The sequence below is a fragment of the Chryseobacterium koreense CCUG 49689 genome, from assembly GCF_001045435.1.
Lineage (GTDB): Bacteria > Bacteroidota > Bacteroidia > Flavobacteriales > Weeksellaceae > Kaistella > Kaistella koreensis.
The window spans coordinates 125,800-149,273 of sequence record NZ_LFNG01000012.1; the positions used below are offsets into that span (position 1 = coordinate 125,800).

Annotated in this window: 17 protein-coding genes; 1 reads left to right on the plus strand and 16 read right to left on the minus strand. The window is 41.7% G+C overall.

Annotated elements, in window-relative coordinates:
* Positions 1-152: 152 nt before the first annotated feature.
* The 5 genes from ACM44_RS09725 to ACM44_RS09745 all read right to left on the minus strand — a co-directional run bounded on the left by ACM44_RS09725 (position 153) and on the right by ACM44_RS09745 (position 11,121).
* Positions 153-1,487 (minus strand): pectate lyase family protein, encoded by a 1,335-nt coding sequence (locus ACM44_RS09725; protein ID WP_048499847.1) that lies wholly within the window; start codon positions 1,485-1,487, stop codon positions 153-155.
* A 46-nt stretch (positions 1,488-1,533) separates the two neighbouring features.
* The gene (locus ACM44_RS09730) at positions 1,534-4,752 is read right to left on the minus strand and encodes a pectinesterase family protein (RefSeq protein WP_053215455.1); all 3,219 of its coding nucleotides are present in this window, start codon (positions 4,750-4,752) and stop codon (positions 1,534-1,536) included.
* Between the two features lie 99 nt (positions 4,753-4,851).
* Positions 4,852-6,645 (minus strand): RagB/SusD family nutrient uptake outer membrane protein, encoded by a 1,794-nt coding sequence (locus ACM44_RS09735; RefSeq protein WP_048499848.1) that lies wholly within the window; start codon positions 6,643-6,645, stop codon positions 4,852-4,854.
* Positions 6,646-6,690: 45 nt separating this feature from the next.
* Positions 6,691-9,672 (minus strand): SusC/RagA family TonB-linked outer membrane protein, encoded by a 2,982-nt coding sequence (locus ACM44_RS09740; protein ID WP_083993701.1) that lies wholly within the window; start codon positions 9,670-9,672, stop codon positions 6,691-6,693.
* A 15-nt stretch (positions 9,673-9,687) separates the two neighbouring features.
* The gene (locus ACM44_RS09745; protein WP_152669338.1) at positions 9,688-11,121 is read right to left on the minus strand and encodes a glycoside hydrolase family 28 protein; all 1,434 of its coding nucleotides are present in this window, start codon (positions 11,119-11,121) and stop codon (positions 9,688-9,690) included.
* Between the two features lie 227 nt (positions 11,122-11,348).
* Here ACM44_RS09745 and ACM44_RS09750 point away from each other — a divergent pair, with 227 nt between their 5' ends.
* Positions 11,349-12,359 (plus strand): LacI family DNA-binding transcriptional regulator, encoded by a 1,011-nt coding sequence (locus ACM44_RS09750; RefSeq protein ID WP_048499850.1) that lies wholly within the window; start codon positions 11,349-11,351, stop codon positions 12,357-12,359.
* Positions 12,360-12,618: 259 nt separating this feature from the next.
* Here the strand turns inward: ACM44_RS09750 and ACM44_RS09755 are convergent, their stop codons facing one another.
* From ACM44_RS09755 to kduI, 11 genes are all read right to left on the minus strand, one after another.
* Complete coding sequence (locus ACM44_RS09755) at positions 12,619-12,927, minus strand: HigA family addiction module antitoxin (RefSeq protein ID WP_048499851.1); 309 nt, start codon at positions 12,925-12,927, stop codon at positions 12,619-12,621.
* A gap of 18 nt (positions 12,928-12,945) precedes the next feature.
* Entirely contained in the window at positions 12,946-13,230 is a 285-nt protein-coding gene (locus ACM44_RS09760; RefSeq protein ID WP_048499852.1) for a type II toxin-antitoxin system RelE/ParE family toxin, read from the minus strand.
* A 115-nt stretch (positions 13,231-13,345) separates the two neighbouring features.
* On the minus strand, positions 13,346-14,956 hold the full coding sequence (locus ACM44_RS09765) for a UxaA family hydrolase (RefSeq protein WP_048499853.1): 1,611 nt from the start codon (positions 14,954-14,956) through the stop codon (positions 13,346-13,348).
* Positions 14,957-15,007: 51 nt separating this feature from the next.
* Entirely contained in the window at positions 15,008-16,477 is a 1,470-nt protein-coding gene (locus tag ACM44_RS09770) for a tagaturonate reductase (RefSeq protein ID WP_048499854.1), read from the minus strand.
* An 80-nt stretch (positions 16,478-16,557) separates the two neighbouring features.
* Positions 16,558-18,096 carry an MFS transporter gene (locus tag ACM44_RS09775; protein ID WP_048499855.1) on the minus strand — a complete coding sequence of 513 codons (1,539 nt, stop codon included), beginning with the start codon at positions 18,094-18,096 and terminating at the stop codon, positions 16,558-16,560.
* Positions 18,097-18,122: 26 nt separating this feature from the next.
* Positions 18,123-18,788 carry a bifunctional 4-hydroxy-2-oxoglutarate aldolase/2-dehydro-3-deoxy-phosphogluconate aldolase gene (locus ACM44_RS09780; protein WP_048499856.1) on the minus strand — a complete coding sequence of 222 codons (666 nt, stop codon included), beginning with the start codon at positions 18,786-18,788 and terminating at the stop codon, positions 18,123-18,125.
* 71 nt (positions 18,789-18,859) lie between these two features.
* Entirely contained in the window at positions 18,860-19,309 is a 450-nt protein-coding gene (locus ACM44_RS09785) for a YhcH/YjgK/YiaL family protein (protein ID WP_048499857.1), read from the minus strand.
* Positions 19,309-20,349 (minus strand): sugar kinase, encoded by a 1,041-nt coding sequence (locus ACM44_RS09790; protein ID WP_048499858.1) that lies wholly within the window; start codon positions 20,347-20,349, stop codon positions 19,309-19,311. The genes ACM44_RS09785 and ACM44_RS09790 overlap by 1 nt, the downstream gene beginning before the upstream one ends.
* 23 nt (positions 20,350-20,372) lie before the next feature.
* Complete coding sequence (gene uxaC / locus ACM44_RS09795; protein ID WP_048499945.1) at positions 20,373-21,773, minus strand: glucuronate isomerase; 1,401 nt, start codon at positions 21,771-21,773, stop codon at positions 20,373-20,375.
* Positions 21,774-21,786: 13 nt separating this feature from the next.
* Positions 21,787-22,572 carry a gluconate 5-dehydrogenase gene (locus ACM44_RS09800; RefSeq protein WP_048499859.1) on the minus strand — a complete coding sequence of 262 codons (786 nt, stop codon included), beginning with the start codon at positions 22,570-22,572 and terminating at the stop codon, positions 21,787-21,789.
* 1 nt (position 22,573) lies between these two features.
* A complete protein-coding gene (kduI, locus tag ACM44_RS09805; protein ID WP_048499860.1) occupies positions 22,574-23,416 on the minus strand; it encodes a 5-dehydro-4-deoxy-D-glucuronate isomerase in 843 nt (280 codons plus the stop codon).
* Between the last annotated feature and the right edge of the window lie 58 nt (positions 23,417-23,474).

Sequence of the window (23,474 nt, forward strand, 5' to 3'; positions counted from 1 at the left end):
AAAGGTTTGATTATTTGATATTTAATAAATTACAATCGATTACACAAATGTATGCAATAATTTGATAAGACAGTAGCTTTTTCTTAGTAATTTCATCAAAAAGTCCGACCTTTTCTTGCCGGACTTTTGTGTCGGTTTTTTTGGCGGAAAAACTATTTGATAAACTTTATGGAATAGGTTCTACCCGAAACATTCACCGTACCGAAATAGGTTCCTTTTGCCAAATGCCGCACATTCAGCGATGTTTGTTTAGAAGCATTTACATTTTCTGAAATCACTTTCCTGCCATCCGCAGAATAGATCACGATCTGGATTTTTCCAGAAGCGTTTTCTGGCAGTTCAATATTTAAGAAATCTTGTACAGGAATAGGAAACACCTTGATATTTTGAGGAACATTACTATTTGCAGTTGCCATAAAGCTGCAAACTCCCGGGGTAATCACCCCATCTGCCGATACCTGCAAAGTCGCTCCTGCGCCGCAACCAGCGTCGGGAACATAGGTCGCAACCTCTTCCAAAGACATCGCATTGTAGGAATAAGAAGGAGCAGAAACCGTGCCCGTATTATAAGTGGCGGTATTCACCGGATTGCCGTTCCATGAACTGTTTTCGAAATTTATTGCATAAGTCCCGCCGTCTGTGCTGGTGTAGCTTCTGAACAAATTCGTTACTCTAGCAAAGTTGGAATTTTCTACATAGACCGTGGAATTTTTTGCACCACCACCAAGTCCTATTGCCAAAGCTCCGGAAACAGAAGTGTAATAGTAATTATTCAGCAGGTGCAGTTCCGCGTTTCTCGCTCTCGGCATTCTTTCCTTGCATCCTTCTGCCCAATAGTTATTGTGAAAGGTGATGCTGTAATGCCCATCAGCAGGAGCATCCGTTGCACTGGAACCAACGAGGTTGGAGAAACGGTGGTCGTTTGTTCCACCGGAACCGCCTGGAATTGGAGCTTTCAAATAAGTGAATTTACACCAGGAAACGGTCACGTTGTCTGCTAATCCCACATTATCAAAATTGCTGTCTTGCCCGTCTTGGAATTCACAGTGATCTACCCAAACGTTTGTGGCTCCCTGATTGGTGAGGTTATCTGGTCCATTCACATCATAAGCTCCAGGTCCCACGAAAGTCAGATTCCGTACAATGATGTTGTTTGACCCGTTTTTGAAATTCAGAATTCCTGCTCCGGTTTGGTTTTCGTTCACCAATTTCGCACCGGGAAGTCCGATCAATGTTTTATTGGAAATTACTGCACTGATGATTCCATTTTGTGGAATGGTGATTGTACCGGAAACCAGAATTACTTTTGCGCCCGCAGCAGTTAGGTTTGATTTCAATGTGGCATAATCGGTTACAGTTATCGGTGTTGCAGTTCCACCACCGGTTGCGCCAGCTCCATAACCTTGTGGAGTATTTGAGGACAAGACTTGTGCCGCCAAATTTCCCAGTCCCACCAATAACGATAATGAAATGATTACTTTTTTCATGTCTTTTTTTCTTTTGAATCTCTATTGAGATTCCCTTTAATTATTTTTAGTTTGTTCTGATTTTAACTGATTTTAGGCCCTTCCCATTCTCCGCGGTCACCATCCAAATTCCGGTTGGAAGGGAAAAACTTTTCTCTTGAAAAGTGTAAAATGATTTTGTCAAAATTCCGCTCATTCCATAAACTTTAATCCATGTATGTTCTTTCAGGTCTTTGATGAACACTTCATTTTTTGACGTAAAAATTTTTATACCATTATCATTTTTCACACTTCCGGTTCCTAAAACGATTGTGGAAAAGGGATCCCAATCATCATTTCCTTTGGTAAAGTTTAAGGTATTGATTGATGTTCCGTCATTCAGTATGGGACTTGTCAAATATGTTGTCCAAGCTGCGCGGTTTCCGGAATTGTTCACGCCAGAAAGCTCTGTGGTTCCATATTCATACATTCCAGGTGAAGTGCCGCCCAAAGTATTGAGCCATCCCAAAGGTTGGATTAATGACAAACCGACAGCACCTGGGAAATTGGAGGTTTCAATCGTGGTATTATAGAAAACGGCCTCACTTGTATTTGCCGACCAAGGTCTTCCGAAATATCCGGGTTTTGAACGGTAAGTGGAATTGGTATCGATTCCCGGCGTGCTTGAAGTAATGGTGCAATTATACATTAAAAACCCTCTTCCCGAAGTCTGTTGTGGTGCAACAATATACGAAGCGTCACTTGAGGAATCGCTCGTATTCATGGTCAATTTGGTTTGATAGAAAACCGCAGTCATTCCACCAAAAATAAAGTCCACCGCGCCTAAAACTTCTCCCTTGTAATAAGCAACTCTCGCTCCTTGTGCACCGTAGAAAGAATCCTGTCTTCCTATAACCTTGCAATTTTTTAAGAATGAACGATCGCCACTTGCGGTGTAAGCAATTGCTGCTGCTCTTTCCACCAAAGACTTATTCTGCACATTTAGATTTCCTAAAGTGGTTGGTCTTGCTCCCGGACTTCCTGATGTCCATGGAACTACCACATCTTGTGACTCTTTAAGCGAAATATATTGATTAAATGAATTCTCGAAAATGATGTCTTCTGCTTCAAATCCGGCCGCACTCACAACAACGGTTGCATTCCAATAAGATCCGTTCGTGGTTCCCGCTCCGGTATTGGTATAGAAATAGTTGCCATTGTCTTTATTGACATTCAACACGTCTTGATTCCATTTCTGGTTAGTTCCCATAGAATAATAGTTGTAACCATGGCCGTAATATGAAGTTACCCGAACTGCATTTGGAGAAATATCCACTCCTTTATTCAAAATATTGGTATCTGGAATTGCAGCAGCGTTTTTCAAAGTGACATTTGGTTGAGTAACGACCAGCATTTCCTCATAATTTCCCGGATCAACCATGATCGTTACGCGGTCATTCGCGCCTCTTGCCATATTGGAAACCGCTGTCAAAGCCGCATTGATCGTTTGAAACTGTTTATCTGTTCCCACTGTTATTGTTGGAGAATAGGCAATATTGTTAACGACTTTAATTTGTTTGATGTAAGAAGTGTAACCCGCAGCTCCGCCAAAAGTAATGGTCACATTTCCGGAAGAAGTTCCGGGATATGCATATTCCGCAGTTTCAATCATAGAAGTTGAACCTGATGAAGTGGAATAGGTGGCTCCACCATCGATATTAAAATTCGCTGAATAATAATAACTTACGATTATTTTTTGGTTTGGATCGATAGGAACCAAAACCGTTGCTCCCGGCTTTGCAAGCAAATGATTTTGCGGAAGCTGTGTCGAAATTTGTCCGTTGAGTTGCAATCCCTTGTAAAATGCAGTTGTGCTAGAGTTGATGACTTTATCATCAAAAGCCCAAGTCGTAACCGGATTAAAGGTCAATGATTTAGACACCCCTGCTCCATTCACTTTTAAATAAGAAGTAAGGGCCAGTTCGAGTGGAAACTGATCCAGTCCATTTGCTGAAACCTTGTAAGTTCCGTCTCTCAAACTGATCATCGCCAGATCATTAAAAGAATACTGATAACCTGCTTCATTGATATTGCTGAAAGTCAGATTTAATGCTGCAAGTTGTGTGGCATTAAGGTTTGTGGCGATGGTTATCGGATATTTTGGTTTTAAGACAAAATCTACATTCACAGTGGATGGTCCCGTTACGGTAACCGTATTATTTGAAATCTGATAATCATTAACACCACTCGCGGAAATGGTATATTGAACATTCGGTTCCAATTGAACAGAATACGTTGAATTGCTTGTATTAATCGCAGGAGTCGGGAGGTAAATGCTTCCGCTTTCCGGATCTGGAGTGAAAGTCAATCCAAGACTGGTAATATGGGTTCCCAAACCGGAAATGTTTCCGGTAACCGCCGCTAAAGTCACATTAGATACCGAAAGATTGTGGGACAAAGTAGAACCGGCACCGGTGGTATCCAAAGTTTCCCCAGAAGTGATGAGATATCCGCCGGCATTGACCAAACTGTAAGTATAGGCATATCCAACCGGAAGACTCACACTGTAACTGTTGGAAGTCACTGGCACATTCCAGGTTTTTCCAGCCGCGTTGTGAATTAGCAAAGAGTATCCTGCCGGAATTCCAGCCGCCTGCGAAACATCAATGGTCCCCGAAACGGTGGTGTAGGTTGCGGGTTTTCTGTAAATTCTATAAAAACTCGCTTTGGCAAGGTTGTCATAAATAAAATAAGTTCCCGAAGATTTGGCAACGAAAGTTGCTTCCGTTACTGCGCCGGAAGTTGCAGTAGTTGCAAAACTATCTGATTGAAGGGAGGGATTTGTGGAAAGGCTAAAAACCAAATTTCCTGCAGTATCCCCTCTTGCAATGACTTTCACCTCATCATCTTCATTAAGGCTCAATTTGAAATATCTTGAATTGGGTTGTCCGCTTCCATTTACCGTTGGAATTCCATTGCAGTAAAGACGGCCGCTATGCGTGGTAACACTGGCAATATTTTCGTCATATCTGGTCAGTGCGGTATTTGTGGTTCTCAAACGGTCATTGGTTCCACCCACCCAAGAAAGTTCCGACGCGGTGAACGCAGATGGAAAAACGTTTGCGGTGCTGGAACTTCCCGGGGTTATTGTTCCGGGATACCACCCGTTGATGGTGGAAACCTGCAATTTATTATTGTATTGGGAAACATCCAGCTGTGTTGCGCCGAAATCCCAAACGTCGGTCAACTGTCCGAAAACGGCATACACCGGAAACATTAAAACAAATAAAAAGGAAAGTTTTTTCATGAAAAAAATAGATTTGCTGGTAATGAAAAAACCTGCTTTTCGATTTTCTGAAAAGAAATCAATCAGCAGGTTTATTAAGAAACTAACTATATTTTTGAACTAGTAACCATAATCATTTTTCAAGGTACCGTTACTTGCATCAAGGAATACTTGCCAAATCGGCCAGAATTGTCTGGTGTTCGGATCTTTTCTGTAGAGTGCCGCAATTTTGGAATCAGAAAGTGAAGTCCAATCTACTGCAGTCCAACCTGTTCCAGGATTCGTGGTTTCGCCTCTGTTCAAGCCGTAAATCTGAATCGTTTCTCCATCTGCAGCATACTTGTAATACACTACTGAAGGAACATCTGCATATCGGTCGGTACGGTTTTTCAGCTCGGTCATTCTTGCTTTAGCATCGGCTAAATTAGAACCTAATAGATTCCAACGAATCAATGCCAGTTTTCTTTCCATCTCTCCTGTGAATTCGTATTTATGCTCATCAACGATAGCGTTGAACATTGCTTGTTTTGAGGTCAACGCGTTCACATAATTTTCAACTTTTACAGGTCGGTCTGCTGCTGCAAACGCTCTGTTTCGAAGTTGTTTCAGATATGGTGCTGCAGAAGCTGGTCCTTCAACTTCATTGGCTGCTTCTGCTGCCATTAACAAAATTTCCGCATATCGCATATAGATTTTGTTTACCCCATCATCATTTTGCGAAGTTACGATTCTGTTCATCCATTCGAATCTGTATTTCCCGAAATACCATCTGTTAAATGAAGCCGTCGTAATTTCCTGTTTTGCTTTCCCTGCAACTGCATTCCCCCATTTGTAAGGGACGCAGGTCACATTTCTTCTCTGATCTTTCTCATCGAAATCATACCAAACGTTTGGCAACGGACCGGCTTGTCCACCTCTGTTGCTTCCCATTTGCTGGTACTGGTCATTCATGGAATGGTTCACCGCAAAAGTGAAAAGTACTCTACCTCTTCCTGCATCGAAAGGAATTTCCCAAAGCGATTCATTTCCGGCGGTGATATTTTCTTTATTATAGTTTCTCCATAAAGTTTCAAAACTGGTTTCCAACTTCGCAGAACCACTGTTGATCACATCCCTACATTCCTGCAAAGCGATTGGATAAAGTTTTGCAACGGTCAATTCCGGATCTGAACTTCTTCTTATTCCATCGGGATATTGCGAATATCCAGCTGCCGCCAAAGCTACTCTTGCCCTTAATCCTTTTACAAAAGCCTTGTTTATTCTTTCCGTAGTTGCTGTGGCGGTGGAAGAATTCGGCCAAGGAACCAAAGTGGATGCTTCTGCCAAATCAGCCAAAATTTGTTTGTAGATCACATCCCTGCTAGATTTCGGCAAATAGGTGGTTTCGGTCGCAATAGGCTCAAATCTCGCCGGAACATCTCCCCATCCTTTCACCAAATCCGAGTAGTAAATAGCCCTCAAAGTAAGTGCTTCGCCTAAAAGGTATCCTAAATCTGAACCCGGCGTCGGATTTCCATAAGTCCGCAAACCGCGGATACAGAGATTGGCTCTTTCAATACCTTGATACATCATTGCCCAAACATTATTGGCGGTATTCATTTGCGAATTGTTTGGTTTGGCGTCATAGACGCAAAGATCCGCATTATCATTGGAGGTAGATTCAGAGGAATTGTACCATTCTGAGTCGGTATTCATTCCGTAAAAAGCGATCCATCTTCCTCTGTAAGAGTTGGTTTCCATCATCGGAACTTTAATTCCGTCCACTGCGCCTTTTGCCAAATCTGGATTGGAAAAGATTACCGCTTCCGATGTTGCCGAAGGTGCGGTGGTATTTAATATTTCTTCGCCGATCTGCTTGCAGGAAATTACCGCAAGCGGAAGAAGCAGGAGTGAAAGTTTTATTGATAATTTCATTGTATTTTAAAATTTTCTGGTGGTCAAATTATTACTATCGTTCAATTAAAAGCTCAGATTTGCTCCAAACACTACCTGTCTGCTTTTCGGGAACCCTGAATAGTCCACTGCAGGTGTCAAAGGAGTCTGTCTTCTGGTGGAAACTTCCGGATCCATTCCTGAATATTTGGTCCAAATCCACACATTATATCCGGAAACATAAAGTCTAAGTTTGGTCAACCCAATGGTTTTCACGAAATCCGCAGGTAATGAATAACCTAAAGAAACGGTGTTCAACCTTAGGAAAGAACCATCTTCTACCGCCCAGTCACTGAAAACATATCTCGGCATGTAAGGCGACCACATAGAAGTGTTGGCATTCAGCGCGGCCAATTCGCCCGGATCAGTTACTAAATTTCCTCCGGCATCCATATTGGTCCATCGGATTCCGTCTGCCATGAACGTATCTAAGTTTCTGTACTGTCCTGAAGGTGAAGATTGCGGAGCGGTACTGAATTCAATTTTGTTGGCATTATAGACCTGGTTTCCATAACTCCAGTTGAACACCGCGGTCAAATCGAAGTTTTTCACGGTGGCATTTAAGGTAAATCCTCCGGTATGTTTAGGATTGGCGTCTCCAATCACTCCACGGTCATTCGCATCCACTTTACCATCGCCATTGATGTCCACCAGTTTCATGGAACCAGGTCTCACAGCACCCACAATTGCCGAAGCATCTGCGATTCCTGCTTTTAGTTTATAAACACCATTTACCAAATCGAAATCGGAGACCTCATATCTTCCCGCATTTTGATAACCATACATTAGACCAAGAGGCATTCCGATATTGGTAATATAATCATATCCCACTGCCGATGACCAATTTGAAGTCCAAAGGTGGTGATCAAGTCCGCCCAATGATAGGATCTCATTTTTATTAAATGAAATATTGAAGCCCAAACTCAGGGAATAGTCTTTCTTTTTGATGGCATCAAAATTTAGAGAAACTTCCAAACCTTTATTCTGGGTTTCACCCAAATTTCTGAACTGAGCATCATAACCCGTTCCCGGAGTAGGGAAAGCGATTAATAAATCTTTCGTATTGTTTTTATATAAGTCAATTGCCCCGGTCAATCTTCCGTTGAAGAATTCATAATCCAATCCAGCGTTTTGCGAAACCGTGGTCTCCCATTTCAAATCTGGATTGAACATGTAATTTCCTGGAGCCCAGTAATTGCTCACATTATTCACCCAAGTTGTGGTGAACGGACTGTACATTTGGATGGTTTGTCCGGTGGGGATGTTGTTGTTTCCTGCCTGTCCGTAACTGGCCCTCAGTTTCAAGAGACGAATCCAGGAAACATCTCTAAGGAAACTTTCTTCGCTCATTTTCCAAGCCGCAGCAACGGAAGGGAAAAAGCCCCATCTATTTTCCGGATTGAATTTGCTAGAACCATCTCCCCTGAAAGTTGCAGTCAATAAGTACCTGTTCATGAAGTCATAATTCAATCGTGTGAAGAATGACAACAACCGGTCGTCCTGCAAATTCTGGTTATCCACAGAAAACCATTTTCCCTGGGAAGTCAGATTCACAGCATCCTCAAAAGTGAATGATTTCGGAAAACCATGAATGGTATTGGTAAGTACGGTTGATGAAAAATTATTGTATTCCATACCACCCATTAACTTTAATGAATGATCATCACCCAAAAGTTCTTTGAAATCATAATTCAAAGTGTTGGCAATCCTGAAACTTTGGTTTTCGGTATTGGTCATGATCAATGCTGCCAAACCTTGGTATGCCTGAAGCGGCTTGTTTTTCACATAATAGGTAGATCGGCCATAAAAACGATTATCGTGATAATTGTAGAAATCCATTCCAATATTCGACTGGAATTTCAAGTTCTTAATAATCGTCCATCCGAATCCTCCCTGAATGGTAAACGTCTTTCTGTTTTGTGATCTGTCGTTATCGGCAACTGCGATGTATGGATTGGTCAGATATCCTGCCACTGCTTCATCAGTATCATCAGTTGTCAACGCAGGAATATCGATAGGCGAATATCCTACACTGTGCCGAAGTCTTCCGTCTGTATTGGAGAATTCCTTCTGCTCATTAGCACCACTTCCCTTGATATCGGTATTCGAATACCTGAAGGTAAATGACAGGTCCAGATTATTTTTCGGTTTATTTTTTAGGTTAAAGGTGATATTGTCTCTTTTGAATCCGGAACCAATCATAATTCCGTCATCCTTATAACGAGCGAGGTTCAAGCTGAAGCTGGTCTTGTCATTTCCGCCACGTACCGCAAAATCGTTACTGTTTACAATCCCTGTGTTTCCATAGATTCTATCTTGCCAATCCATTGGTGTATAAGATTTATACTGGTCAATTTGGTTCCATGGAAGGAAATATTGGTTATAAGAATTTACATTTCCCAAGAGTAAGGCGTCTTCATATTGCCATTTAGCATAATCGTACGGACTTAAGACATCTATCTTTTTTGCCAAGAATTTATATCCTACAAATGAGTTCAAATTCCCGGAAATTTTACCACCTTTCGCACCTTTCGTCGTAATCAAAACTACACCATAAGCACCTCTGGAACCATAAATGGCAGTGGAAGATGCGTCTTTTAGTACGGTGATATTTTCGATATCGGAAGGGGAGACTTCACTCATGCCGCTCACCGGGAAACCATCCACAATAATCAACGGGGAACTGTCTTGAGTAATTGATCCACCACCACGAACTTTCAGTGAAATTTCAGCGTCAGGAGATCCTTCCGTGGTGGTAATCTGAACACCTGCAATTTTTCCAGTCAGTGCTTCCGCCACGTTGGAAACGGGAATCTGTTTGAGCGAGTTTCCGCTCACCGTGGCCACTGCGCCCGTCAAGTCACTTTTTCTAGCGGTTCCGTAACCGATTACAACGACCTCTTCAATCTGTCTTTCTTTAAGTGCGGAATCTTTTTTTTGTGCAACAACATCCACTCCCATGAAAAACAGCGCTGCAATGCAGGTTACTCTTAATGTATTATTCTTCATATAGTTTTATATTTTTTAGTTCTGATGATATTCTGTATTTACGCCGTTAATGATGGTGTTGATCAATTTCAAATGCTCTACATTTTTCACTTTGAAATTACTCTTCACCTGATCAATGGTGACATTTTTGAAAATGATATTCTGAATTTTTGATTCTTCCAAACCTTCCGCGAAAATCGCATATTTTCCACCATTTTTCACGGTGATGTTCTCCAACAAAATATTTCTGATCTGCGGGATTGCATTTCCAACCCTTTGCGAATAGTCTTTATAGTCCATCGTAATGTGCAAAACCGCTTCTTTCACTTGGCCCACAGTAATGTTTTTCACATAAAGTCCGTCCACCATTCCACCTCTCACTTTATTGGTTTTTAGGCGGATTGCTCTGTCCAGTTCAGGGGAATCCATAAAATTATTGTAAACAAAAACGTTTTTCACGCCTGCAGACATTTCGCTTCCGATGACTACTCCGCCGTGTCCGTCGATCATTTTGCAATCTCTGACGATGATGTTTTCTGTCATAATCCCCACTCTTCTTCCCTCTTCATCACGGCCCGCCTTAATTGCGATACAATCGTCTCCGGTATTGAAAACAGAATTTTTGATGAGGACATTTTGCGAATATTCCGGGTCACAGCCGTCATTGTTTGGACCATGGCTTTGGATATTTACTCCGTCCACGATGACGTTTTTACTCAACATGGGATGAAGAATCCAAAAAGGTGCATTCACGATTTTCACGCCTTGAATCAAAACATTCTCACACTCAAACGGTTCGATGAAGTTTGGCCGAAGATATTTTCCGTTTCCGAAAACTCTTTGCTCCACAGGAACATTTTTGTCCGCCATTTCCATTAAGGCCGGAAGATTATTATCATCTAACTGACTCGGCATACCTTTCACGAAGCCATAATTTGCACTGCCTTTCCAGGTCCACCAGTTTTCTGTACTCGCTTGTCCGTTCAAGGTTCCTTTTCCTGTAACCGCAATATTTTTTTTCCCTTTGGCATAAATCAATGGGGAATAATTCATCAGCTGAAGCCCTTCAAATGAGGTGTGAACCAAAGGATAATAATCGTCAGGATTGGTACTGAACAACAATTCCGCACCTTCTTCTAAATGAAGGTTCACATTATTATCCAAATGAATCGGGCCGGTCAAGAACTTTCCGTTTGGGACCACCACTTTTCCGCCTCCGTCTTTTGCACATTTCTCGATTGCTTTCTTAATGCTTAAAGTCGCCATCGTTTTCCCGTCGGGTACCGCTCCGAAATCTACAATATTGTAAGTCGCGCTACGGAATTTGGGTTCTGCAATCGATTTTTCTATTTTCAGCATTCTTTCCATAGGGAAAGATTCCTGTAAATTTGCCGCAGCATCTGTGGATGTTTTAGAACTGCAATTCATCAGCAAAACCAATGCTGCAAAGGAGAAAGCGATTTTTAACATCTTGCCCGATCTACTCCCCGAAAAGAAATTACGTGTATTCATAAATATTTAATGCAATCGATTACAAATATATATAAATATTTTGTTACTTTGCATAAGGAATTGAAAATATGTCTAAATTTACAAAGTGATTTATCTCATAGTGCTTCAATAAAGGGATTTGCAACGCAAAAAAAATTACATTCTGTTACATTTTGACGCTGCAAAGAAAAAAAAACTAAATTTTTATGAACGGTAAAGTTACCATTTACGACATCGCGAAGAAACTCAACATCACTGCAGCAACCGTTTCCCGAGCATTGAACGGAAACCAAAACATCAGCGAAAAAACCAGAAAGATGGTTTTGGAAGCCGCCCATGAGATGAACTACAAGCAGAATAAACTTGCTTTGGCTCTGAAAAGCGGCCGAAGTAACTATATCGGTGTCATCGTTCCCAGAATCAATACCAATTTCTTCGGTTCGGTCATCCGCGGATTGGAGGAAGAACTGAATGCAAAAGGGTTCAACATCATCATCACCCAAAGTCACAATGATGAGGCAATGGAAGCAAAAAACATTGAAACCCTGATCGATTCCCACGTGGATGCGATTTTCATCTCGTCTTCTAGTAAAAGCTCAAAGGCATTGCAGAAAGTTTTGGATGCGAAAATCCCACTTATCTTCTTTGACCGACGAAAAATAATGGATAATGTAAGTTCCGTAACCATCGACGATTTCACCGGGGGTTACATGGCCACAAAACATTTAATTGATACGGGTTGCAGAAAAATTGCACACATTGTTTCGGGACCTATCGAACTGGAAATCTTCAGAGAGCGACACCGTGGATATCAACAGGCTTTGGAAGATCACCACATCGAATATAGAAAAGAATATGTGCTGAAAACCAACTCGAGCATTGAAGAAGGGAAAAGAGCCGTAGATATCTTATTTAATTTACCGGAAAAACCGGACGCTATTTTCTCAGCTTCCGACTTTGTGGCATTAGGCGCGATCCAGGAATTGCAGGCAAGAAACATTAAAGTTCCGGAAGAAGTCTCCGTCATTGGTTTTGCCAACGAACCTTTCACAGATTTCCTGGAACTGTCTATCACCACAGTTGACCAGTTTCCTCTGGAAATGGGAAGAACTGCCGCCAGAGTTTACCTGAATCAGGAAACCAATCCCGAAAACAAGAACATCCAGAAAAAGGTGGTTCTGGAACCGAAATTGATTTTGAGGAAATCCACGAGATAGCATTACTATTCCGCTTTTGAAATTTCAAAGCGGATTTTTTTATCAACTTTCAGTCATAATTTTATTTCATTACTTCGAAAAAAAATGCCAACTCTTTTTATCATTTTCGGATTCAGAACAGCATTTTTCGCTTATGACTATTAATCCATCCGCATTATATCTGCAAAGGCGATACCAACTTGGCAATGCATTGCAAAAACTTGAAATTAAGTAAACAAAAAATCTGCCCAACTATTATTCGGCGGATCTGTTGACTTCATTATGCCGTCTCGTATTTTTCCAGACGAATATTTTCATTTTCAAATTCTTCTTCGGCTTTTCGTAAATCATAAGCTGTTTGCAGCCTCACCCAAATATTTGGTTTACCACCAAAAACCTTAGATATTCTGATAGCCATTTTCGGACTAATCGCGCTTTTTCCATTCACAATATTAGACAAATTGGGACGGGAAACCCCAAGCAATTCAGATGCCTTCTGAACACTTAGATTATTATGCTTTAATATAAATTCTGAAAGAATTTCTCCGGGGTGTGTATTTACTTTGATGGCTCGTTTTGGAGTTGACATTTTTTAATTCTTTAATTTTTAATGAGTATCTATCAAATCAATCTCATAAGCATTTTTATCTTCGAACTTGAAAACTATCCGATAATTTCCAGTGACATCTAAAGACCAAAATCCTTTTAGGTCACCCTTCAAAGGGTGAATTCTCAAATTCTTGAAAGGTTCAAAATCTTGGGGAACGGCTTCCACATTATCCAACAAATCCAAAATCAATCTCACTTTCACCAACATTTCGGAGGGAATTTTGCTGGAATCCCCTTTCGTCCAATATAATTTCAGCCCTTTATGTTTGAACTTTTCAATCATTTTTAGATTGATGAAAGTGTAAAGTTACACTTTACAAATTAAACCAACAAAAAATCCGTCCAAAATGTTGAACGGATTCTATATATTTCGAATTCGTAATTCGCAATTGGCAATACTACAATGAAACTCCTCCCCTTTTCCAAGGGATGAAAACATCCTGTTTCAGTTCATCGGCTTTGGTTTTCACATTTCCGCTTGCCAAATCGATGATGTAATCCACGATTTCCTCACCAACTTCCTGAATGGTTTTCTCGCCGGTAATTACGGTTCCCGCATTCACGTCGATGATATCCGACATTCTCTCGGAAACGCCTGTATTGGAAGAAATTTTCACCACCGGAGCAATTGGGTTTCCCATCGGATTTCCCAAACCTGTGGTAAACAAAACCACGGATGCTCCGGAACCCACCAAACCTGTGGTACATTCCGCATCATTTCCAGGTGTGTTCAGCAAATTCAATCCTGGTTCTTTTACATATTCGCCGTAATCCAGCACATCTACTACAGGTGAAGTCCCGCCTTTTTTAGCAGCACCAGCAGATTTCATGGCATCGGTAATCAATCCGTCTTTGATATTTCCCGGACTTGGATTCATGTCGAAACCAGAACCAGCCGCAACTACGGATTTCTCGAAATCCTGCATCAAACCGATGAATTTGTCGGCTTTTTCAGCATCCACACAACGGTTCATCAATTCCTGCTCTACTCCACACAGTTCAGGAAATTCCGCCAAAATGGTTTTTCCACCCAAAGCTGCGAAAATATCGGAAACTACTCCCAATGCCGGATTTGCAGAAATCCCCGAAAATCCGTCTGAACCACCACATTCCAAACCGACCGTGAGTTTTGAAACCGGCGCAGGTTTTCTTTCGATTTTATTGGCTCTTTTAATGGCCTCAAAAGATTCCTTAATCACGCGCTGAAACATGGTTTCGGTAGTTCCAATTTGTTGTTGCTCGAAGGTAAGCACCTCTTTGCCCAGATTTGGATTCATTTCATTCAGTGCCTTTTTGAAGATATCCAACTGAAGGTTTTGGCAACCTAAGCTTAAAACTGTAGCTCCTGCCACATTCGGATTGTTGACATATCCCGCAAAAAGCTTTGCCAGTAAATCGGAATCCTGTCTAATTCCTCCACATCCTCCTTCGTGACGTAGAAATTTCAGTTCAATGTTGTCCAGATAATTCTCGTCTTTATTTTTTACCGGTTCTTCATCTGCGGACGCGCCCATCAAAGAACGAAGATATTTGGCATGTGGATCTTCCTCTTTAGGCATCAGTTCCTTGAAAATTTCTTCGAGTTTTTCAATGTTTTTATTTTCGCAGAAAACCAGCGGGAAGAACAGCCATACGTTTTTCACGCCTACTTGTCCATCTGCACGGTGATATCCCATGAAGGTTTTGTCTTTCCAGCGGTCCACATTGGGCGCAGTCCAGCCTTGATCTCCCGTTTTTTTCGTGGCTTTTTCGCTTTGGTGTTTCACATTTTCTGTGGTCAGAACTTCGCCTTTTTTAATGGGCAGATTCGCCTTTCCCACCAAAACGCCGTACATCATAATCGGGTCACCTACCGCGAAATCGTGTTCCGCCATTTTATGTTTGGCGTTCACATCGGTTATGGCAACGAAATCGTTTCCGTTAAATTTATGAGTTTCCCCAGATTTTATATCTGCTAAAGCAACCAGCACATTATCGCTTGGATTTACTTTGATCAGTTTATTTTCCATTTTTTATTATATTTTGCGCGTGGTTTACAGCAATGACACGATGACTAAAATTTATGCGAAATGCGTAACATACGATTCGTATCCTTTCTCAATTCCCAGTTCATCAATATTCTGAATCGCAACAGTAATCGCATTCTGCAATCCTTCCACTTTGTTCAGGTCTTCTCCCCAGAATTCCTCGTTTGCCAAAACTTCTTTTACGGTTTCGTTTAAATCGGCATTCAACCATGCTTTATTCATTGCTTCCACCACATCTACAGAATCCTTAACCGGTAGTTTTTTACCGTTCCAGTCTTTGCCGTAAAAACGGATCAGACAGGCAAATCCAAATACCAAATGGTATGGCAATTTTCCGTTTTGTTCAAAATATTCCAAAATCGTGGGCAAAACCCTGACTTTGAATTTTGAAACCGAATTCAGTGCAATATCCGACAATTGGTGGCGAATGAATGGGTTTCTGAATCGGTCTAAAACTTCTTCAGTGAAGTTCAACAGTTCGGTTTTATCCATATCCAAGGTGGGAACAATCTCCTGAAAAGCAATCTTGGAAACAAAGTCCATGGTGAAAGGGTTTTCCACCGTTTCCTGCACGGTTTCATTTCCATACATGATGGAAAATGGTACCATTGCGGTATGAATTCCATTCAGAATCCTCACTTTTCTGTTTCGGTACGGCTGCATATCGGAAACAATTTTCACATCAAGTCCAATTTTATCGAAAGGTAATTTTTGCTTTAATTTTTCATCACCTTCAATCACCCAAAGGAAAAACGGTTCTGCAGCAACCATGAATTTGTCGTGATAATCAATTCTCTGACCGAACGATTCCGCTTCTTCCCTTGGATATCCCGGAACGATTCTGTCCACCAAAGTATTGTGGAAAGTGCACGCGTCATTCATCCAGGTTGCAAATTCAGGTTCCAGCTTCCACAGATCACAATATTGCAGCAGGATTTCCTTTAAAGTATCCGCATTGTAATTGATGAGTTCACAAGGAATGATGGTCAAACCTTTGTCTTTATCACCTTTAAAATGTTTGAATCTTTCGTATAAAACTGCAGCAACTTTCGCAGGATAAGATTTTGGGCAATCTTCCGAAAGCACGTCTGTATCTACAAACTCAATCCCTGCCTCAGTAGTGTTTGAAATGATAAATTCCAATGAATCCAATTTCGCAACTTCCAAAAGCGACTGAAAGTCTTTATAAGGATTAATGGTTTTCACGATATTATCCACCAAATGGATTTCCTGGATTTTTTTTCCATTTTTCACGCCGTTCAAGAAAACCGTGTACATGGCATCCTGTTCGTCAAGCATTTCCACCATTCCTCCCGGAAGTGGTTGCACCGCGGCAACTCCTGCATCATAATCCAATTTTTGATTCAGCTGGTGGAAAGCATAATCCACAAATGCCCTCAGGAAATTTCCCTCGCCGAATTGCAGAATCTTGATGGGCAAAGTTTTTCCGCTTCCAAAATCTTTGCGGTTTAACTGAAGTTTTGTATTTGTCACTGTTTCCATTTCGGTTTTTCTATTTATAAAATCAATGATGATTTTGTGTAATTATTAATTCTAAATTTTTAATCCTTCACGATCAAGAGTTAATCGGTGATCACTTTATATTTCGGCACCAAAGCCTTCATCACAAACCAAGCGATAAGATACGCCACCGCACAAACAGAGAAAATAATCATGTAACCGGTGTTGATTCCATCTGAGATTACCGCACCGGATTCTTTAAGTTGACTAAAGAAATTATCCGGAATTCTTTCCGTATTGAATTGTGGAAACTTTTGCAGCAGAGGGACACCATCAACCGTGGTCCAGTTTTTATGTGCGAAATCGAAGAGTTTGCCGGAACTTTTATTGATGAGAAAAGAACCGATTCCGCCCGCCATTCCACCGATTCCGGTGATGGTCGCAATGGCTTTTTTCGGGAACATATCTCCCACTGTGGAAAAAATATTTGCAGACCACGCCTGATGCGCCGCTCCCGCAATACCGATAATCAAGACCGGAATCCAATAGGAAATTTTTCCTCCGGATTGCGCGAAAAGTGCGAGCAAAGGGAAAAACGCGAAAATCAGCATTGCACGCATTCTGCCCGCATAAGGATTCATCCCGAATTTTTCCACGAAAACTTTCGGCAGCCAACCTCCGATAATCGAAAGTAAAGTGATGACATATAAAACGAAAAGCGGAAGTGCACTTTGCGTACTGTCCATTCCATACACGGAGCTTAAGTAAGCAGGTGTCCAGAAAAGGTAGAACCACCAAACGCCATCAGTCATGAATTTACCGAATGCGAATGCCCAGGTTTGCCTATATTTGAAACTTTGCGCCAAAGTGAATTTCTTCCCCACATCTTCGCCTTCTTCATTGAGTTTTTCCGGTGCATCTTCCAGGTCTTGTTGGATATAATTGAGTTCCTCTGTATTCACTTTTGGGTGAACTTCGGGTTTTTTGTAATAAAAAATCCAGAATCCCATCCAAACGAAACCAAGCGCACCAATGATGATGAACGCCATTTCCCATCCAAATGCTTTCGCGATAAACGGAATAGAAAGCGGTGCCGCTAAAGCACCAACAGTTGCTCCCGCATTGAAAATACTCGTGGCTAAAGCACGGTCTTTTTTCGGAAAATATTCCGCAGTGGCCTTAATCGCCCCAGGAAAGTTCCCTGCTTCACCGATGGCAAGAACAAATCTTGCAAAAATGAATAGTGTGACGCTCACATTGATTACCCTGGAAATATTTTGCACAGTCCCAATATGTTCCTTCGCAGTTTCAAAACCTACAAACCAGTTACCGGTAAGAATTCCCGAAGTTGCAATTCCGCAGAATGCATGAAGAACCGCGCCAATCGACCAAATAAAAATCGCCCAGAGAAAACCTTTTTTGGTATCCATCCAGTCGATGAATTTCCCAGCGAAAAGCATACTGACCGCATAAAAAATCGAGAACAACGCCGTGATGTTTCCGTAATCGTTATTATCCCAATGAAATTCGGGCTGCATGTAATCTTTCCAGGTTAAGGAAAGCACTTGCCGGTCGAGATAATTCACAGTTGTGGCAAAAAACAGCAAAACACAGATGGACCACCTGAAATTCGTCATTTTTGATGTTGTTCCCTGATTCATAAGTTTGGGGTTTTGATTTTAAAAAATTACGAGTTTTTCACGGTTTGCACGATCTCTAAGACCTTTCTTGTTTCAGATTCAATCTCGGCATAATTCTGTTCAGCCATCAGTTTTTTGCTGATGAGCTTGCTTCCCATTCCCACAGCTGAAACACCGGCTTTAAACCAGCCTTCGATATTTTCTTTAGTCGTATCGACTCCTCCTGTCGGCATGAAAAGCAAATCCGGGAAAATGTCTTTAATCCCGCTTAAAAACGACGGACCCAACATGTTTCCGGGGAAAAGTTTAATAAAGGCCACTCCCGCATTTTCCGCAGCGATGATTTCTGTCGGAGTCATACAACCCGGACTATAAAACTTATCCTGTTTGATCAAGAAATCCGCCACTTCCGGAACGAAACCGGGACTGATAAAGAAATCTGCACCTGCTTCCACAAAATCTTTCGCCTGCTGAAGGTTTTTGATGGTTCCTATTCCCAAAAGCAAATCGGGCATTTCGGAATTCCGGGTTTCCACCATTTTTTTAAAGTTCCTTAAAGCGGCTTCACCACGGTTGGTATATTCCACGGCGCGGATTCCGGCTTTGTAGATGCTCTTCAAAACGCTGATGGTCACATTTTCATCGGGATTGAAATATAACGGTAAAATTCCCTGTGCTACAATTGCGTCGGAAACTTTTTGAATATTGCTCATTTTAAAATTTTATTTTAAACTGTGAAGAAGTGATCAAAATGTGAACGCCAACTTCCAAGTTCTGTGAATTATTAGATCTTAACTTTAAAAACTATTTTTCGAATCTCATCCTCACCAATCATCGGTGCATGCACATCTTCGGGAAATAATATGACGAACTGATGATCAGTCAATTCAAAATAGGTATCAGGTTCATCACTGAAAAAAGTGACATCTTTCGCGGAATCATAGCCGCCTTTTGGCAAAAGGCATTTTTCACGCGGCTTCCAACCGATGGTTTCGTTCCCTTTTACACAAACCTGAATGTCGATATTGGCATCATGACACTCAAATTTCTGAAGACTTTCCGCTTTGGATTTCCCGTTTTTCTGACTTACGATCGCCTTCAAACCTTCTTCAATTTCAATGGTTCCATCGGGCAAAGTCATCAAATCATGATCTTCAAGAAACTGAAAAGCCTTGGAAAACAGCGGATGCAGCGGGAAGTATTTCCCTGCATTTTGTAGTGAACCGATAATCATTATCTTGCAACTCTTCCGGAAGCGTCGCCTCCCATTAGTTTCATCACTTCATCCACGGTCACCAAATTGGCATCGCCTTTAATCGTATGTTTCAGACAAGATGCCGCCACTGCGAAATCGAGCGCTTTTTGGTCGTCATTTCCCCAAGTTAAAAGTCCATAGATTAAGCCGCCCATAAAACTGTCACCACCGCCGACTCTGTCGACAATATCGGTGATTTGGTATTGGCGGGTTTCAAACATTTTAGTACCGTCATATAAAACTCCTGCCCAAGTGTTGTGTGAAGCTGAAATGGAGCCCCTCAAAGTGGTGATGACCTTCTTTGCTCTAGGGAATTTCTGCATCATTTGCTGGCAAACCGAAAGGAATGCTTCAGCTTTCACATCGTGGCCGTGTTTGGTGACATCCAAACCTTCAGGTTTGATTCCGAAATGCATTTCCGCATCTTCTTCGTTACCCAAAATCACGTCACAATAAGAAGTGAGTTCGGTCATGATTTTCTCTCTGTCACCGCCATATTTCCAAAGTTTTGCACGATAGTTCAGATCGGTAGAAATCGTCAATCCTTTTGCGCTTGCCGCTTTCACGGCTTCCAGGCAAACATCGGCAGAACTTTGGGAAATTGCCGGAGTAATTCCTGTCCAATGGAACCATTCCGCACCTTCGAAAACCTTGTCCCAATCCACCATTCCCGGCTGAATTTCTGCCATTGCGGAATGTGCTCGGTCATAAACTACTTTGCTTCCACGGGAAACCGCGCCGGTTTCAAGGAAATAGATCCCCAAACGATCGCCGCCCCAAACAATTTTATCTACACCAACTCCTCTCTTTCTCATCTCCATCATCGCACATTGCCCGATATCGTTTTTCGGCAAACGGGTCACGAAATCCACGGGAATCCCATAATTCGCCAAGGAAACCGCCACGTTGGATTCGCCACCTCCGTAAACGACATCGAAATTATCAGCCTGAGAAAATCTTAAAAATCCCTGCGGTGCAAGTCTTAACATAATTTCTCCGAAAGTTACTACTCTGCTCATGTATAATAATTTTTTAGTTTTAATTAAAAGTTGAAATATTCTTTTGCGTTATGATAACTAATATCCGAAACCATTTTCCCCACCAATTCTAGGTCCTGAGGAATTTCGCCCCGCTGCATTTCGTCACCTAGGATATTACAAAGTAATCTTCTGAAATATTCATGTCGGGGAAAGGAAAGGAAACTTCTGGAATCGGTCAGCATACCGATGAAACAGCTCAGCAATCCCATATTAGAAAGGGCATTCAACTGTTTCGTCATTCCGTCTTTTTGGTCCAGGAACCACCATCCGGAACCCAGTTGCACTTTACCTTTTACACTTCCGTCATTGAAGTTTCCGATCATCGTCGCAAAAACTTCGTTATCGGCAGGATTGAGGTTATATATAATGGTTTTGGTGAGTGTATCGTTGGAATCCAGGCGGTTCAAAAATTTCGAAAGTTTCTCTGCTTGCGAAAAATCCCCGATGGAATCCCATCCTGTATCCGGTCCCAAAATCCGGTGCATTCTGGCATTGTTGTTTCTCAACGCACCTAAATGGAATTGCTGAACCCATCCTAATTCGTGGTATTTTTCGGCAAGAAAAATCAGGATTGCGGTTTGGAACTTCAGTGCATCTTCTGTAGAAATGGCTTTTCCTGCTCTTCGGGTTTGGAAGATATTGGCAATTTCGTTTTCGGTGAAATCCTCAAAATAAATCTGGTCCAAACCGTGGTCTGAAAGGCGGCATCCGTTTTCGTGAAAGAAGTTGAGCCTTTTGTTCAAAGCTTCCATCAAATCCCTGTAGGTATTGATTTCCATTTCTGAAACCTGCGCCAAAGCATCAAGATAATCATTATAAGATTCGTTCTCGATTAAGATCACCTTATCCGGTCTCCATGCGGTACTCACTTTGATTTCAAAATCACCTGAAGCCAACTTTTTATGGTGTTCCAAGTTATCGGTTGGATCCTCAGTGGTGCATACCAGTTCGGCATTCACTTTCCTCAAAAGGTTTTGGGTGCTGTATTCGGGTGAATTGAGTTTTGCCGTGGCTTCGTCGTAGATCTTTTCCGCGGAATTTTCATCAAGCAATTCGTAGATGTCGAAATACCTTGCCAATTCCAAATGGGTCCAATGATAAAGCGGATTTCTTAAGGTATAAGGAACCGTTTTCCCCCATTGCAGGAACTTATCTTTATCGGAAGCGTTTCCGGTAATGAAATACTCATTGATTCCCAAAGTACGCATTGCGCGCCATTTGTAGTGATCGCCTTTAATCCAAACTTCGGTCAAGTTCGCAAAAGTATGATTATCTGCAATCAGTTTCGGCGAAAGGTGATTATGGTAATCGATTATAGGTTGATTTTTGGAATAGTTGTGAAAAAGTTCTTCCGCAAATTTATTTTCTAAAAGAAAATTGTCGTGAATAAAATTTGTTGCCATTTTTGAGTTTTTCTTAATCTTCGTTAGAAGGCTTCCCGATTGTTGCCAGGATTCCGCCATCCACATAAACCACTTGTCCGTTCACAAAATCACTTGCCTTGGAAGCAAGGAATACCGCAGTTCCTTCCAAATCTTCAGGATTTCCCCATCTTCCGGCAGGTGTTCTGCTGATGATAAATTCGTTGAATGGATTTCCGTCAACACGAATCGGTTCGGTTTGTGAAGTCGCAAAATAACCGGGACCGATTCCGTTGACTTGAATATTGTATTTCGCCCATTCTGTGGCGAGGTTTTGTGTAAGCATTTTCAGCCCTCCTTTTGCCGCAGCATAAGCCGAAACGGAATTTCTACCAAGCTCGCTCATCATTGAACAGATGTTGATGATTTTTCCCGAACCTCTTTCAATCATTTGTTTCACCACGAGTTGCGACATAATGAAAGGTCCCACCAAATCCACATCCACCACTTTTCTGAAATCGGCAACCGGCATGGTGAGTGCCAATTCCCTTTTGATGATTCCGGCATTGTTTACCAAAATATGGATTCCGCCGGTTTCTTCAGTGATCTGCGCGACATATTTTGCGGCATCGGTTTCGTTGGTGACATCGAACAGATAACCTTTCGCATCATAACCCTTGGAATGGTAGTGAGCGAGTGCATCTTCCATTTTCTGCGGTGTAGTTCCGGTAATGACGAGTTTTGCGCCTGCTTTAGCCAATCCTTCCGCCATAGCCATTCCCAATCCGTGGGTTCCTCCGGTGATGAGCGCCGTCTTATTTTTAAGCGAGAATAATTCCATCTTATTTCAGTTCGTTTGGTGCGCAAATATCCATATCGCCGTAATCGAGGTTTTCTCCCGCCATTCCCCAAATGAAGGAATAGTTGGATGTTCCCGCACCGCTGTGAATCGACCATTCCGGCGAAAGCACGGCTTGATTATTTTGCATGAAAATATGTCGGGTTTGTTGAGTTTCTCCCATAAAATGTGAAATCGTTTGACCTTCCTGCAAATCGAAATAGAAATAGGCTTCCATTCTTCGCGAATGCGTGTGAGCAGGCATGGTGTTCCAAATATTTCCGGGAAGAAGTTCAGTTAATCCCATTTGAAGCTGGTTGGTTTGCACCAGTTCGTTAACAATTAATTTATTGAGAATCCGCTTGTTGGCATTATTTTGGTCACCAAGTTCGATGACGATCGCGTTTTCTTTGCCGATTTTTTTAGTGGGGAAAACTTCATGAGCGGGAGCAGAATTCAAGTAGAATAATGCAGGATTTGAAGCGTCTTTACTGCTGAAAATAACTTCTTTAACCCCTTTCCCTACATACAGTGCTTCTTTTTTGTCAAGCTCAAAGATTTCACCATCCACGGAAACCTCTCCTTTTCCGCCCACATTTACAATTCCAATCTCTCGTCGGTCCAGAAAATTTTCGGATTTCAAATAAGGGATCGTTTCCAGGGCAACCTTTTCATTCACGGGCATTGCACCACCTACAATTAAACGGTCATACATGGAATAAACCAGATTCACTTCATCTTGCGTAAACAGAGTCTCGATGAGAAATTCACTTCTGAGTTTTTCGGTATCGTAACTTTTTACATCGTTGGGATTTGCCGCATATCTAAAACTGTAATTCGTCTTCATAAAATTTAATTTGTAATCGATTACACAAAGATATGTATTTTTTATTAATGACCAACAA

Excerpts from the sequence above, each read along its gene's own strand:
- ACM44_RS09725 (WP_048499847.1), bottom strand. The coding sequence starts at position 1,487 with ATGAAAAAAGTAATCATTTCATTATCGTTATTGGTGGGACTGGGAAAT.
- ACM44_RS09730 (WP_053215455.1), bottom strand. The coding sequence starts at position 4,752 with ATGAAAAAACTTTCCTTTTTATTTGTTTTAATGTTTCCGGTGTATGCC.
- ACM44_RS09735 (WP_048499848.1), bottom strand. The coding sequence starts at position 6,645 with ATGAAATTATCAATAAAACTTTCACTCCTGCTTCTTCCGCTTGCGGTA.
- ACM44_RS09740 (WP_083993701.1), bottom strand. The coding sequence starts at position 9,672 with ATGAAGAATAATACATTAAGAGTAACCTGCATTGCAGCGCTGTTTTTC.
- ACM44_RS09745 (WP_152669338.1), bottom strand. The coding sequence starts at position 11,121 with ATGTTAAAAATCGCTTTCTCCTTTGCAGCATTGGTTTTGCTGATGAAT.
- ACM44_RS09750 (WP_048499850.1), top strand. The coding sequence starts at position 11,349 with ATGAACGGTAAAGTTACCATTTACGACATCGCGAAGAAACTCAACATC.
- ACM44_RS09755 (WP_048499851.1), bottom strand. The coding sequence starts at position 12,927 with ATGTCAACTCCAAAACGAGCCATCAAAGTAAATACACACCCCGGAGAA.
- ACM44_RS09760 (WP_048499852.1), bottom strand. The coding sequence starts at position 13,230 with ATGATTGAAAAGTTCAAACATAAAGGGCTGAAATTATATTGGACGAAA.
- ACM44_RS09765 (WP_048499853.1), bottom strand. The coding sequence starts at position 14,956 with ATGGAAAATAAACTGATCAAAGTAAATCCAAGCGATAATGTGCTGGTT.
- ACM44_RS09770 (WP_048499854.1), bottom strand. The coding sequence starts at position 16,477 with ATGGAAACAGTGACAAATACAAAACTTCAGTTAAACCGCAAAGATTTT.
- ACM44_RS09775 (WP_048499855.1), bottom strand. The coding sequence starts at position 18,096 with ATGAATCAGGGAACAACATCAAAAATGACGAATTTCAGGTGGTCCATC.
- ACM44_RS09780 (WP_048499856.1), bottom strand. The coding sequence starts at position 18,788 with ATGAGCAATATTCAAAAAGTTTCCGACGCAATTGTAGCACAGGGAATT.
- ACM44_RS09785 (WP_048499857.1), bottom strand. The coding sequence starts at position 19,309 with ATGATTATCGGTTCACTACAAAATGCAGGGAAATACTTCCCGCTGCAT.
- ACM44_RS09790 (WP_048499858.1), bottom strand. The coding sequence starts at position 20,349 with ATGAGCAGAGTAGTAACTTTCGGAGAAATTATGTTAAGACTTGCACCG.
- uxaC (WP_048499945.1), bottom strand. The coding sequence starts at position 21,773 with ATGGCAACAAATTTTATTCACGACAATTTTCTTTTAGAAAATAAATTT.
- ACM44_RS09800 (WP_048499859.1), bottom strand. The coding sequence starts at position 22,572 with ATGGAATTATTCTCGCTTAAAAATAAGACGGCGCTCATCACCGGAGGA.
- kduI (WP_048499860.1), bottom strand. The coding sequence starts at position 23,416 with ATGAAGACGAATTACAGTTTTAGATATGCGGCAAATCCCAACGATGTA.